12 protein-coding genes are annotated in these 14128 nt (G+C 58.5%); 3 read left to right on the plus strand and 9 right to left on the minus strand.

The window, feature by feature from the left end; translation table 11 throughout:
- Positions 1-217: 217 nt before the first annotated feature.
- The 7 genes from ONV78_RS00750 to ONV78_RS00780 form a co-directional block, all read right to left on the minus strand.
- A complete protein-coding gene (locus ONV78_RS00750) occupies positions 218-1591 on the minus strand; it encodes a DUF58 domain-containing protein (RefSeq protein ID WP_279500283.1) in 1374 nt (457 codons plus the stop codon).
- On the minus strand, positions 1588-2571 hold the full coding sequence (locus tag ONV78_RS00755) for a MoxR family ATPase (RefSeq protein WP_216735457.1): 984 nt from the start codon (positions 2569-2571) through the stop codon (positions 1588-1590). The genes ONV78_RS00750 and ONV78_RS00755 overlap by 4 nt, the downstream gene beginning before the upstream one ends.
- On the minus strand, positions 2568-3800 hold the full coding sequence (locus ONV78_RS00760; protein ID WP_279500285.1) for a DUF4350 domain-containing protein: 1233 nt from the start codon (positions 3798-3800) through the stop codon (positions 2568-2570). Before ONV78_RS00760 ends, ONV78_RS00755 begins: the two co-directional genes overlap by 4 nt.
- Positions 3787-5373, minus strand: a complete 1587-nt coding sequence (locus ONV78_RS00765) for a DUF4129 domain-containing protein (RefSeq protein ID WP_279500287.1) — start codon at positions 5371-5373, stop codon at positions 3787-3789. The genes ONV78_RS00760 and ONV78_RS00765 overlap by 14 nt, the downstream gene beginning before the upstream one ends.
- A complete protein-coding gene (locus ONV78_RS00770; RefSeq protein ID WP_216735454.1) occupies positions 5360-6325 on the minus strand; it encodes a stage II sporulation protein M in 966 nt (321 codons plus the stop codon). Before ONV78_RS00770 ends, ONV78_RS00765 begins: the two co-directional genes overlap by 14 nt.
- Positions 6322-7077 carry an RDD family protein gene (locus ONV78_RS00775; RefSeq protein WP_216735453.1) on the minus strand — a complete coding sequence of 252 codons (756 nt, stop codon included), beginning with the start codon at positions 7075-7077 and terminating at the stop codon, positions 6322-6324. The genes ONV78_RS00770 and ONV78_RS00775 overlap by 4 nt, the downstream gene beginning before the upstream one ends.
- 162 nt (positions 7078-7239) lie before the next feature.
- Positions 7240-8166, minus strand: a complete 927-nt coding sequence (locus ONV78_RS00780; RefSeq protein ID WP_279500290.1) for a DMT family transporter — start codon at positions 8164-8166, stop codon at positions 7240-7242.
- A gap of 131 nt (positions 8167-8297) precedes the next feature.
- On the opposite strand from ONV78_RS00780, the gene ONV78_RS00785 reads away from it, so the two are divergent.
- Together ONV78_RS00785 and ONV78_RS00790 are read left to right on the plus strand one after the other, a co-directional pair.
- Complete coding sequence (locus ONV78_RS00785) at positions 8298-9200, plus strand: SDR family oxidoreductase (protein ID WP_279500291.1); 903 nt, start codon at positions 8298-8300, stop codon at positions 9198-9200.
- Between the two features lie 116 nt (positions 9201-9316).
- Complete coding sequence (locus ONV78_RS00790; RefSeq protein WP_279500293.1) at positions 9317-10741, plus strand: HDOD domain-containing protein; 1425 nt, start codon at positions 9317-9319, stop codon at positions 10739-10741.
- Here the strand turns inward: ONV78_RS00790 and ONV78_RS00795 are convergent.
- Entirely contained in the window at positions 10731-12287 is a 1557-nt protein-coding gene (locus tag ONV78_RS00795; RefSeq protein WP_279500294.1) for a PAS domain-containing methyl-accepting chemotaxis protein, read from the minus strand. The genes ONV78_RS00790 and ONV78_RS00795 overlap by 11 nt on opposite strands.
- 86 nt (positions 12288-12373) lie before the next feature.
- Positions 12374-13363 (minus strand): helix-turn-helix domain-containing protein, encoded by a 990-nt coding sequence (locus ONV78_RS00800; protein ID WP_279500296.1) that lies wholly within the window; start codon positions 13361-13363, stop codon positions 12374-12376.
- A gap of 155 nt (positions 13364-13518) precedes the next feature.
- On the opposite strand from ONV78_RS00800, the gene ONV78_RS00805 reads away from it, so the two are divergent.
- Complete coding sequence (locus ONV78_RS00805) at positions 13519-14106, plus strand: cysteine hydrolase family protein (protein ID WP_279500297.1); 588 nt, start codon at positions 13519-13521, stop codon at positions 14104-14106.
- The last annotated feature ends 22 nt before the right edge of the window (positions 14107-14128 follow it).

The raw sequence follows: 14128 nt of genomic DNA on the forward strand, positions 1-14128 counted from the left end.
TATTATTAATCAGGCAGGCAAATAGCTTCCTTCTATTTGTCTGCAACGACAGGGTCTGCATATGTCAGGCCCAGCCTCCCGCGGCTAGCCGCCGCGCAGGCGCATCCTTGCGCCTCTTTATTAACACGCCATTAACATACGAATATTATTGCTACGCGAATAAATGCTTGGACAGATGAAAGCATAGCAGAGCCCACCCCGAAGCGCGTCAAGGGGGCTAGAGGTAGCCCGCCCGCTTGATGGAAAAGTAGCTGTTGATAACCTGGGCGGTGAGCTTGCTGGGGGCGCAATCCACGAAGAACAGACCTTGTGCGCGCAGTTTTTCCTGTAGCTTGTCCCGCTGACGCAGATAGTCCACCACACCGGCGTAAACCACCGCCTGATCGAAATTGCGCACGTCCTCCGCAAGCGTCCGATCCAGGGTTTCCTCACGCAGATTCGCCACCAGCACCAAGTGACGCTTTTGCAGCAGCCGACAGGCGTTGATGATGTCGTCGCTGTCCTCTTCCCTCAGGTTGGTGGTGAGCACCACCAGAGAACGCTTGCGATATCGCTGCATTAACTCGCGGGCCGCCTCCAGATAATCCGGCGCGGACTTATCCGGGTAAAAGTCGTAGAAGTGGTTGATCAGACGATTGATATTGGTGGCGCCCTTGATTGGCGACGCATGCTTTACGGAAGCGCCGAAACTCATCATGCCCACCGCGTCGCCCTGACGTAAGGCGACATAGGACAACATCAGCAAACAGTTGAGACAGTGGTCGAAGTGCGTACTCACGCCATCCTGCGTCAGCATACGGCGACCGCCGTCCAGCAGCAGTATGACCTGCTGATCGCGCTCGTCCTGATACTCCCGGGAAATCAATTTCTGGCGACGGGAAGTGGCTTTCCAGTCGATCTGCCGCTGCGAATCTCCCTGCCGGTATTCCCGCAACTGATGAAAATCCATGCCTTCGCCGCGACGCGGCTTGCGGCGGATGCCCATCTGGCTGGTGTGATTGTCCGTGGCCAATAACTGATAGCCTTCAATGGAGGCGAAGTCCGGAAACACCTTGGCGGAGGTTTCCACGACATGGGTCTGGCGCAACAGCCAGAATCCCGCCACCGAACGCACGCGGACTTCCGCACGCGTCAGTTCCAAAGGACCGCGGCGACGGGGCCGCAGTCGATACTCCACGGTCGTGCGGTGACCCGGCTCCATTGGCACAACCAAGGGCAGTCCTTCGAACTCGCAATCCACCGGAATATGGTCGTGCACTTCCAGCGTGGCCGCGTAAGGAAAGTCATGAGTTATAGTGAGCTTGACGGGAATCCACTGATCCAGCGCCAGATTGTGGCGCACTTCCCGGTGAATCTGCGCCGACGGCAGACGCCAGGACACGAACAGATCCGCCGCCAGCAGCAGGACCGCCACCGTCGCCAGCCCCATCAGCACATTGAAAAAGCCCTCGCCGACCTCGCTCCCTGGCGCCGGCAGCCAATCGCCGTCGCCTGTCCACAGCTCATAGCCCTGCCAGCACAGCAGAGCAAGCGTGACGGCGAGCCCGCAGTAAAGTAACTGCGGACTGGGTTGCACCCCTCTGCGTTTCATTTACGAGGGGCCTCAATCTCTTCCAGCATACCGGCGAGGAGTTTATCGACGCTGACGCCTTCGATCTCCATGTCTGCGGATAGCAGCAAACGATGACGCAGCACCGCTGGGGCCAGTAATTTAACGTCATCGGGCAGGATATAGGGACGCCCTTCCATCAACGCCCGCGCTTTCGCTGCGCGGATCAGATTGATGCTGCCGCGTGGACCGGCGCCGCGGGCGACGCCCGGCCATTCACGAGTGGCGCGGGTAATGCGCACGGCGTAATCCACCACTGCGTCATCCGCCAGAATCTGCCAGGCCGCCGCCTGCCAGGCGCCGACTTCTTCCGGCGTGGTCAGAGCGCTGACCCGGGCCAGATAATCCACCTTGGCGCCGCGGCTGTCATTGACCTGACGTACGATAGAGGCTTCGTTTTCCGCGCTGGGGAATTCGATCAGCAGCTTCATGATGAAACGGTCCAGCTCCGCCTCCGGCAGCGGATAAGTGCCTTCCTGTTCGATCGGGTTCTGGGTCGCCAGCACCATAAACGGCGTAGGCACCGGGAAAGACGTGCCATCGATAGTGACCTGATATTCCTGCATCACTTCCAGCAGCGCCGCCTGGGTTTTGGCGGGAGCACGGTTGATCTCGTCGGCCAGCAGCAGGTTGGTGAACGCCGGCCCTTTGCGGATTTTGAAGCTTTGCGTTTCCATGTGGTACATGGAGTGGCCGGTCACGTCGCTGGGCATCAGGTCGGGAGTGAACTGAATGCGTCCGAATTTGCCCTGGAAGGTTTTCGCCAGCGCCCGCACCAGCAGCGTCTTGCCCAGACCGGGAACGCCTTCGATCAGTACGTGTCCGCCGGCCACCAGGGCGATCAGGGTATGTTCGATAATGTCGGACTGCCCCACTATCGCCTTTTCCAGCTCAGACTTCAGAGTCTGCAGTTGCTGGCTGATGGATTGCAGTTGGGATTCTTCGATGTGGGCTTCACTCATAACTTATCCTTTATTCGCTTCAACGCTCGAATAATATTGACAAAACTTACCGGATCATTGGGTATCGGGCCGAACAGGGCCGCTTCCACCGCTTGTTCATTCATTTGAAAATGCTTGGCCAGCTGGGCGATCTGAACCGATTGCTCCAGCCGCGTAATATGCTGCAGCCGCTTGGAAATCGCCTGCCAGGTTTCCGCTCTGACGCTTTCCACCAGAGCCTGACCTTTATCCATACGCCACAGGAAACGGGCGCTGGCGGCGATATGCTCAAGAATCTGGCGCTGGGTTCCCGGCTCTTCATCCCGCAACGGACCGAAGCGCATGCCCCGATACCACAGCCATAAAAACAGGGTCAGCGCTCCTACCGCGATCGCCGCATAGAAGTGACGCCAGAGCACGGACCCCAGACTGGGGAAATCCCGATTGTAATAGAAATGCATGACCCCGCTGTCTCCCGGAGCCATTTGCCACAGCATGTAGGCATGGTCCTGGCAGCCGATGGCGAAGTTTTTCCACATATCCAGGCTGACCATGTAGGTCACCATGCCGTCGCCATATTCGTACTGCAGCATGCGCGAGGCGCCGTCCGGGCCGACGGAGGCGTAAAGATAATCGTCCTGGCCATAAAGCGTATCGTTGGACAGGAAATGCACGCCAATGGTGTTTTCATCGCCCTCGAACGAGAATTCCGCCTGGGGATACAGCATGGGGCACAGATCTGCTTGCGTGATGCCGACATACCCGCCAATAGTGCTAATGGCGCCCCACAGCTCCTCGTCGAAGTCGCCCTGACCGTTGCGCTCCACTTCCACACCGAACTCTTCGAAAATCGGGTCCTGGATTTTTTCCATGCCCTTAAGATAGGGATTCTTCGCCGTCACCATCAGGTGGCCGCCGCGCTCCACCCACTCCAACAGCGTTTGCGCCCGTTTTTGTGACAGCGAGCCGTAAGCGTCCACCAGCACAATGGCGTCGTCTGTAGACGTTTTCAGCGCAAAATCCGGGTTATCGAAGTCGCGGAAGCTGGGATTGCTCTCCAGCTTATAGCCGCGTTTTTCAATGAATATCTGCGCCGCCAGGAAAGGCTCCCGGCGGGCTTTCTCATTCGGCCCCAGGTCCCGCTCGTACTCGATCCACTCCAGTCCCTGATACCAATAGACGCCCAATGCCACCAGCACCAATACAGCGACGGCGATACCGATAGCGGCGAAGGAATTACTGCGCTGCATGGTCGCCTCCTTCCCGCTCTACATCAAACACGTTGGTCCAGCCCCGGCATAGCTCCTGAAAATGCTCGGCAGTGGGCAGTTCGTGCGCGTAGGCCAGATGCTGCCAGACCCGGGTCAAAACCGCGAAATAGTCGCTGAGCGCGCCGCCTTGACGCCGCTTCACCATCGCCACGCAATCTCCTTCGGTAGCGCCGCGATTCAGACGCAAACCATGGCGATGCACCAAGCGAGACAGGCCGCCGCGGTATAACAGACCCAGGGCGTCCCGATGTCGCCCTTGCTCCCACAGCGCCCAGGCCTCGTCGGCTAATTGCGGCGGCAGGGATTCTTCACGGATATCAAGATCAAACACGTGGGTCGGCTTGCTCTTCTCCTTACGCTCGATGCGAGGCATCCATGACAACGCCAGGATAGAGTCCCGATAGCGATACAGCAGATACAAAATCAGGCCGATCAGCGTCGCCCAGATCAGCAATTTGAAGATCTGAGCGAAGGATTCGCCAAAGGAAAAGTTGGAGCCTTTGAAGTCGTCCAACTGCTTTTCGCGCTTTTCTTCCTGGCGGTCTTCCCACTCTTTCCAGAACTTGGGCGCCTCCTTCTTGACGATATTACGGAAGTCCGGTCCTTTCAGAATCTTCTCGATATCTTCTTTCGCCTTGTCCGGGGTCAGCGCTGTTCTTTCCTCGTCCCAGCTTTGGCTGTCCGCCGTTTCAGCCTGTTCCGTCGCCGTCTCTGCGCGAACGGAACCAGAGGGAGGAAGCGCCAGGGCGCCCAGCGCCAGGACCAGACACATTGCCTGCGTCACCCGACGCGCAGCCCCGCCTTCGCCGGGCTGAACCGATCCCTTACCATCATCCAGTCGCTGTCCCAGCTGACGGAAAATCAGCTCAAGATCCCAGCCTTCCAGGGTAATGCGGCGATTCAGGTACAAAGAGAAACCACTGGCGGCGTATATAGGGCCAACTAAGGTCATGCCGATGAAGTAACAGGCCGTGTACAGCGGCGCAGCTTCTAAAACGGTCTCCCACTCCAGTTGCACGCCTTGTGGAATGAACATAACGACCAGCCCCACCGCGGCGAGCATCAAAAAGTTCTCCAGATGCACGCCGACAATGGTGACCCAGAAGCTGACCGACGCCGCATTATCGCGATGCAGCACGGTCATACGCTGCTGTCGGTTTTTGCCTTTCAGGCCTTCCAACTGAATCACAGGCAAATCGAACGAGCGGGTCGGGCTGAAGCGCCGCCAGGTCAGCGTGGCGAAACATTGCAGAAACATCAGCTTCGACGTTTGCCGCAGGGTTTCCTTTATCGTCGGGGGCGCGCCGAACACCGCACGGCTCAAGAAATAAAGCTGCCCACGCTCAAACAGCGGCTTCACCCACCACACGGCGATACTGACGTAGTTAATGTCGTCAATCAGTAACCAGCACAACGCCACCACCGGCGTCATCGTCAACAGCCATACTGCGTAGAGCTGCTTCCACCAGCGACGTACAAACTGACACCCCAGATCCACCGCTTCGTAGTGGTCCCGGGGGCGTAAACGGAAATTGATATTAGCGGGGTTCACGCACCCTCCCGCTGAACACAAAATAACAGGTCACCAACGCCCACATCACAGCGCCTACGCTATATTTCACCGCCACTGGCATAGTGTGATCCGACGACCAGAACGCTTCAATAAAAGCGGCGATCAATAGCATGCCCACCATGCCAAACAGAATGGGCGTGCACGCTTTGGCCGACCGCTTCAGGGACTCCAGGCGGGAAAGATTGCCGGGAGATAACAGAGAAAAGCCCAACTTAATGCCCGCCGCCCCGGAAAACACTATCGCCGTGAGCTCAAAGGCGCCATGGGCGATAACGAAGGTCCAGAACGGCTCGGTGTAACCAATCTCCGTCAAGTGTCCGGCGACGGCGCCCATATGGATGCCGTTGTAAATCAGAAAGAACAGGCTGCCCAGGGTATACAGGATGCCGGTGGCGAAGGTGCGGAATGCGATACCGATGTTGTTATAGATATAAAAGCCAAACATCTGCACGTCGGTAGACGCTTCTCGCGGCCGCCCCAAGCGTTCCGAGGTGGGATCGTACATCGCTTCGTAGGAAGCGACATCATGCGGGTCCAGCACCAGATTCACCAGATCCGGCTGCAGTTTGATGGCGATGATCAGCACGATGAACGGCAGGTACAACAGAGCGCTGGCCAACCAGACATACTGCTGATTAGCGCGCACCGCCTGGGGAAAGTCATAGCGGATAAACCCCAGAAAGCTCAGCCAGAAATGACTGGGGCGACGATACAACATCTGATGTCCGCGCAGCATCAGATCATTCAAATAGGAAATCAGGTGCGGCGAATAGCTGCGATGGCGCGCGACGGACAAGTGCTGACACAGACGCCGGTAGGAACTGGCGAAATTGCGATAGCCCGTTGTGTCGCCTGTCTCCAGCCTTTGCAGTAATACTGCGTACTCGCTCCAAAAATGCTGCTGTTGGCGCTCAAATACGTCCTGCTTCACTGCCGCTCCTCAGGTGGTTGCGCGATGGATGATGACGGCTCCGGTGCGAAAGGCTCCCGCACAGGCTCGGGTCCCGGCGTTTTACCCAGCAGATAGTTCGCCATCTGATTGAGATTAACGACCGCCGCCTCGTCTTTTTCGTGATGCAACGGCTCCAGAATGTTGGCCAGCTCCTGGCGACGCGCCTGGGACAGCACGCCCGCCCGTTGCGCAAACTGCACGATGGCCTTCTGCTCTTCCGGTTTGAGGGGAACGCTCGGCGCCCGCACGCCCGGCTCCGCCAGCGCCGTCAGGGTCTCCGGGCGACGCGCCCTGACCACCACCGTGCCGGCGGCGATGTCGCCCAGACGCTTGAATTGTTTGTTGCACATCATGGACACCAGCCCCAACGCGTAAAACACGGGCAGAATGTCCGCCGTGCGCAGGAGATTGCGCAACAACGAGGAAGAAAAGGTAATGGGCGCGCCGTCATCGTGTACGACGATAAGGTTCATCCACTTTTTGCCCGGCGTCGCGGCCCGGTAGACCTCAAACAACACCGGGTAAAACCACTCCAGCACGAAGTAAATAATCAGCGAGATGCCGACGCCGGCTTCTCCAAAAATAGACAGGACAATCATACAGGCCAAGACAACACCCAGCCGAATGAGGAAGTCGGCCATGTACGCCAGCGCGCGGGAAAGTGGCCCGGCGGGAGTGAGATCGAAATCCACGCCTTCCGGCGTTTCTATTGCGATGGAAGTATCCAGCATCCCGGCTTAATCACCTTACTAAGGAGTACATCAAAAAGGGCCCCGTATTTTACAGTAGTTGGCGGACTTGCATAGCCCAAAGGGCGTTTCGCACAGCCCAATGGGCGTCTCGCGCAGTCCAACAGGCGTTTCCAGGCGTTGCGTTCGTTGCGAATGGCCTGCTCAGGAACCCGCCGCGCCGGAATCCAGCAACTCTCTCTCACGGGTGCGGCCACGGTTGAAATTCAGCTGCGAAACTATCATGCCGGCCAGCATAAGACCACATCCGTAAATGGCTTTTTCGTCCAGGACTTCCTGCAGCATCAGCCACCCTCCCAGCACCGCGAAAACCGTCTCCAGACTGATGATGATGGCGACCCGCGTCGCCGGCGCATGCTGCTGGCCGATCACTTGCAAAGTATAGGCGATTCCCACGGACATGAAGCCCGCATAGGCGATTGACCAGGACGCGCCCCACAGCCCGCTCCAGGTGGGCGTTTCAATGGCGAACGCCACGGCCCAGCTCACCAGGCCGCAGACCAGAAACTGCACGATGGAAATATGCAAAGGGTTAAAACGGGGAGACAGCCATCCGATCATCAATACATGTCCCGCCCAGAAACCGGCGCCGATCAGTTGCAGGGAGTCGCCATAGGAAACAGTAAAGTCTTCGCGCACGCTGAGGTAGAACAGGCCAATAACGCACAGCACGGCGCCAAACCATATTTTGGCCTCGGCGCGCTGTCCCCAGCATAACGCGATCAGTGGCACCAGAATGATATACAACCCGGTTATAAAACCCGCCTTACCGGCGGTAGTGTACTGCAGCCCCACCTGTTGCAGCGAGGCGCCGGCGAACAGAAAGAAGCCCGCCAGACAGCTTCCCAGCAACAGACCTTTGGCTTTGGGTTTGGCCGGAGCCACCCGCTGCAAACGCGGCAATATAATGAGCAGAGGAATCAGTGACAGACCGCCGAGCACAAAGCGGGCGGCGTTGAAAGTAAAGGGGCCTACGTGCTCCATGCCCGCCACCTGGGCGACAAAGGCGAATCCCCAAATCGCCGCCGCGACAATCAACATCGCTTCCGAACGATACGCGCCGACTCTCATCAACTACCTCCATAATCCCCAGGGAAAATATAAAAGTCCAAAGGCCGCAAACAAACCGCCGATTGTATCACAACCGCCTTAAATGGCAGACTTGCCGTTAACAGGCTCAGGCCAAAAAACAAGGGACTTCCATGCAACTTTTTTCCAACGAAGCCAAAAAACCCAGAGTGCTGGTCACCGGCGCCAGCGGCTTTTTAGGCGCGCATATCTGCCGGGCGCTGAATCAGGATTACGAAGTGCTGGCGCAGAGCCATCATTTGACATTGCCGGAGGACTTGGCGCCGTTTCGAGTGCGCCAGGATCTGTGCAACGCAGAGCTGACGCAGGCCATGTTCCGCAATCTGACGCCGGACGCCGTGATCCACGCCGCCGCCTTGTCCGATCCCAATACCTGCCAGCAGCAACCAGAACGCTCTCTGCAGGTGAACGTGGAAGCGACACGTCTGCTCGCCGCCTTATGCGCGGAGAGAAATATACCGCTGCTGTTCACCTCCACCGATCTGGTGTTCGATGGCCGCCAGGGCGTATACAGGGAAAGCGATCCGGTGAGCCCCATCAATCGCTATGGCGAGCACAAGGCGTTGGCGGAAGAGTCGATCCGCGAACGCCATCCCCTCGCCACCATTGTGCGCCTGCCCTGGATGTTCGGACTGGGTCTGCTCAAGCCTAGCGGCGTGACGCAATGGCTGGAGCGCCTGCGTCAGGGCGATGCGCTCACCGGCTTTGTCGACGAATATCGCTCCGCCGTGGATTACGCCACCGCCGCCCAGGGCATCGTGCGCTTTTTCCAGATGCAACAGGGCCTGACTCTGCATCTGGGCGGTATTGAAACTGTCTCCCGTCATCACTTTCTCAAGGCGCTGGCGCGCACGTTTGAACTTGATGAAGACCTGGTTCAGGAACAAAAACAAAGGGATGTCATCATGCCGGCCAAGCGCCCCCGCGATGTCAGTCTGGACAGCCGCCGCGCCAGGGGACTTGGCTATAAGACCCCGTTCATGGATGAAATGCTGGCGGAATTGCGCAACATTTAGTCACTTTTAAACGCAAATCTGCACAGAGTTCTCACCTTCCGTACGAGTCCGGTTGCAAAACCGTTACGGAATTCCCCTGTTGCGCCGGTCATACTGAGCGACAGGGGGGACCTTTAATGATCGCCAAGAATTGCCAAGCCTGGGTCGACTTTCTGAGCCGAGTCGAATTGCCCGTACTTTCTGAAACCATGCGGGAAATCAACGAGCTCACCGCTACCGGCGACTGTTCCGTACAGCAGCTGGCGGACGTCGTTTTGAAAGACGCCGACCTGACTTCGCAAGTCATTCGTCAGTCCAACACCGCCTTTTATAATCCATCCTGTCAGCCGGTGAGCACCATCAGTCGCTCCATTATGCTGCTGGGATTCGAAACCGTTCGCTCAATCGCCGTGTCATCCCTGGTGATTGACGCGCTGTTAAGCAAATCGCCGCGCATCCATTTGCAGAAAAGTCTGGCCCGCGCGCTGCATGCGGCGGTGCAGGCCAAGCGTCTGCTGGGCAAGTTTACGCCCTCGCGCAGTGAAGAGATTTTTATCGCCGCGTTGCTCAGCAATATCGGCGAACTGGCGTTCTGGTCCTGCCGCACGCCGCAGGCGGACGCCCTTGACGAACTGCTGGTGCGGGAAGAACCGGTCACCGCCCAGAAACAGGTTCTCGGCGCCACCTTCCCCGCTATCACCCGCGGTCTGGTGGACTGCTGGAAACTGGGACCGCTGCTACAGGCCGTGGTCAGTGGCAACAAAGCGGACAACCAGATGGTGACGCTGATCCGCAGTATCGTTGGACTGGTGGAAGAAGCCGAACAAGGCTGGAATTCCCCCACATTGCGGCAATCCATCAACCATGTCGCCTCGCAGCTGAACGAGCAGCCGGACAACCTGGAGCAGCGCCTGAAAACCAATGCCCAGGAGGCGGCCAAAATCGCCGCGGCCATCGGCATGAAACAGATCGTCAATCATATCCCTGGCCATAACGCCCGCTACGCCGGCGAGCAGACGCCGCCGCAACCTGCGGACCCAACGTTGCAGCTGCAGATTCTGCGCGACCTGTCGGTGATGCTGACGGAAAAACCCGACATTAACTTGATACTGATGACGGTGGTGGAAGGCCTGCACCGCGCCGTCGGCCTGACCCGCGTGGCGCTGCTGATGACTGATCGCAGCCAGAAACAACTGGTTCCGAAAAAGGTGCTGGGACCGCATACCGATCACTGGAAAGAAAACTTCTGCGTCAATCTGGAGTCCGACAGCCTGCTCGCCGCCATGGCGAAAGCGCTGCAAAGCGGCTGTTTCACCAATGCGGACGATCCCGCCTGGCGGATTCTGCGGGGACCGGATTTCGACCGCCTGATCGGTCGCACGCCGAGCATGTTCACCCCGCTGCGCGTAGGTCCGCGCATTGTCGGACTGATTTACGCCGATAACGCAGACTGTCGCACGCGTCCGTCCCCGGAGCAGTTTTTTTCCTTCTGCCACTTCACCCAGCAGGCCCAGCTTGGCTTGTTGCAGTTAACCGAGCAGACGCAAAACCCTAGTTCTTAAAACGGGTCACCAGTTCATACAAATTAGCGGCCACGCCCCGCAGTTGCTCAATGCTGGCGGTGGATTCTCCCGCAGCGGTAGAGCTCGCCTCCGCCAAGTCGGAGATGTTCACCACCTGGCGGTTAACCTCCTCCGCCGCCTGCGCCTGCTGCTCCGCCGTCGCCGCCATTTGGATCGCCATGCCGGCGATAGCGCTGACGGCGTCGGCGATGCCGCTCAACATGGTTTCCGCTTCGATCATCTTCTCCAGACCTGAGCCCGCGCTGGCCTTGCCCCTCTCCGCCACCGCGACGGAACGCTGCGCCAATGCCGTGAGCGTTTCAATAATCTGATGGATTTCTTTGGTCGATTCCTGCGTACGCTGGGCCAGATGCCGCACTTCATCGGCCACAACGGAAAAGCCGCGTCCCTGCTCTCCCGCCCGCGCCGCTTCAATGGCCGCATTCAAGGCCAGCAGATTGGTCTGCTCCGCCACCTGATTGATCATCTGCGCCACCTGGGCGATCTGTTTCGACTGCGACGCCAGCTCCAGCACCGAACCGCCGATTTCCTCCACGACGCCGTGTAATTCTTCGATCGCCCGACGCGTTCCCACCGCCACTTCACGGCCATTTTTGGCCAGCTCGGAAGACTCTTCCGCTTTGTCCGCGGTTTCCTGCACATGCTCAGACACGGAGCTGATCGCACTGGTCATTTGCTGCATGGCCGCCGCCACTTCCTGGGTTTCCCGTTGTTGGTCGCGCAGACGTTCTCTGGCCATTTCCGCCCTATGCAACCCCTCTCCCGAGCGCTCGAACATCCGGGCGGACTCCGCCTCGATACGGGTCAACACCGCGTCCAGACGCGCTTTCAAACTCATGATGGCCACCGCCAGCGTTCCCTCTTCCGGGTCGCCGTCGGTATAAGACAGCACCGCCAGAGGATGACTGAATGAGCGCTCCAGCAGTTTTTGCAGCGTAGCGACCAGATGTTTGCGTCGATACGCGGCCATACCGGCGCAGAGCAACATCACCGCCAGCAGCGCCGGTCCCGCCCAGCCGGACACAGCGCCCATTATCCAGGCGAACAGATACGCCAGGGTCGCGACCACGGGCGCCACGTACTCCAACGGCGGCGGACGCCAACCCCGCGCTTTGCCTCCTTGATTGATCTTGCGATACAAGGCTTCCGCACGTTCAACATCCTTGCGGGCGGGACAGGTGCGCACCGACTCATAGCCGACCACCCGGTTATTCTCGGTCACCGGGGTGACGTAGGCGTTCACCCAGTAATAATCACCGCTCTTGGCCCGGTTTTTCACCAGCCCCATCCAGGGCTTTCCCGCTTGCAGACACTCCCACATCACCTTGAACGCCGCAGGCGGCATATCCGGGTGACGGATCAGGTTATGGGGCTTGCCGATCAACTCTTCTCTGGTGTATCCGCTGATCGTCACAAACACATCGTTGCAATGGGTGATGACGCCTTTCAGATCCGTGGCGGACACCAGCTTTTGCTCCGGCGTGAATTTGATTTCTTTCATTGTGACAGGAAGGTTCTTTCGCATAGTCACACCTTCGGTTGCTTGTATTTCTCAAACGTTTTGCAAGGCAAAACTGTTTTTCAAAATACAACTATAGCAACTGACTTTAATCAGGCAGGTTGGAAGCGCGCGCGGTATTCCGTCATGGTCAGGCCGGTGGCGAGTTTGAAAAGCTTGCGAAAGGAGCTGGGGTCTTCATAACCGACATCCCAGATGATGCGCTCCACGGGGGTTATGCTGGTCTCGAGCAGTTCTCTGGCGCGCTGGATGCGAAGTTGCTGCACGTACTGCAGCGGCGACATCCCCAGGGCTTTGCGAAAACGTCGCTGCAGAGTGCGCTCGCCGACGCGGGCCACGGCGGCCATGTCTTCGAGGGCGACCTCCTCCGCCATGTGCTCCTGCAGCCACAACTGTAATTTGCGCACCGCGCCATCGCCGTGAGAGAAATCCGGGGCGAACAATTGGTAATACTGCTGGCGTCGCGGGCCGGTATCCACCAGGAAGAATTTGCCCAGGTTCATGGTCAGGGAGGCGGACGTCACCCGTTGAATCATGCGCAGGCCCAAATCCATCCAGGCGCTGACGCCGCCTGCGGTGACGATGTCGCCCTGATCCACCAGCAGCTCATCCTCCACCAGTTCCACCAATGGAAACATCGCCTGAAAATCTTTCGCCAGCCGCCAATGGGTGGTGGCTTTGCGGCCATCCAGTAATCCGGCGCCCGCCAGCGCGAAGCTGCCTGCGCAGGCGGAGGTCATGATGGTTCCCTGCTCATGCAACGCCTGCAATCCGGTTGTCAGCGCCGGTTGGCGCCAGTCCACCGCGAGGGCGTCAAAACAGGGCGGTACGATCAGCACATCCGGCGCCGCCTGCAGCGCCTCATGCAAAGGACGGGAGGCCAACCCCGGCTGGCTGGCGTCTTCTCCCGTGCGCCAGAAACTGATCTGCAACTCGGGCCAATGCGGCGACGCCGCCTGACGTCGATATTCTTCCGCCACGGATAACAAGTCTTTCAGTCCAAACACCGCCGACTGCATGGACGTGGGATAAAGCAGCACGCCCACCTCGTAACGTTTGATGCCTGATTGGGTTTGCGCCATGTCGTAATCCACCCCGCATTTGTCGTTTACGACATCAGCATACCTCGCGCCCAGTCCCTAAGATAGTCCTCAACCTGATCAGCCAGCCGAATCCCCATCAGCAATCCGGCGGCGCAGGCTACCTGAACCCTAAATGAAGATGAAAGGAGACGAATATGACTGCGACCAACCTGCCCGCGACTAGCCTACCCAATACGGCATTGCTTTTGATCGACATCCAGAACGACTACTTCCCTGGCGGCGCCATGGAGCTGCATCAATCCGAACAGGCCGCGGCGAAAGCCGCCAGCGTGTTGAGCGGATTTCGCCGCGCCGGCTTGCCGGTGATCCACGTCCAGCACGAAATGGTTGGCGACCGCGGCTTTTTTCTTCCCGGCACGGAAGGACAAAAGATTCACGCTTCCGTCACGCCAGAAGCGGATGAAACTGTCGTCGTGAAAAACTACCCCAGCAGCTTCCTTCGCACTGAACTGGATCAACTCTTGGAGAAGCAGGGCGTCAAGCATCTGGTGATCGTCGGCATGATGACTCACATGTGCGTCAACACCACGGTGCGCGCCGCAGCGGAGCACGGCTACGGCGTCACCCTGATCGGCGACGCCACCGCCACCCGCGACCTTATTCTCGACGGAGAAAGCGTTCCGGCGGCGCATGTGCAAAAGGCCATGCTCGCCAGCGTTATCGGTTTCTTCGCCGAGGTCACGACAGCGGATAGCTTTCTGCAACAACACAACCTGATCTAACTCCCTACCCTGTAAGAAAAAA

The sequence above is a fragment of the Hahella sp. CR1 genome (assembly GCF_029813005.1).
GTDB lineage: Bacteria > Pseudomonadota > Gammaproteobacteria > Pseudomonadales > Oleiphilaceae > Hahella.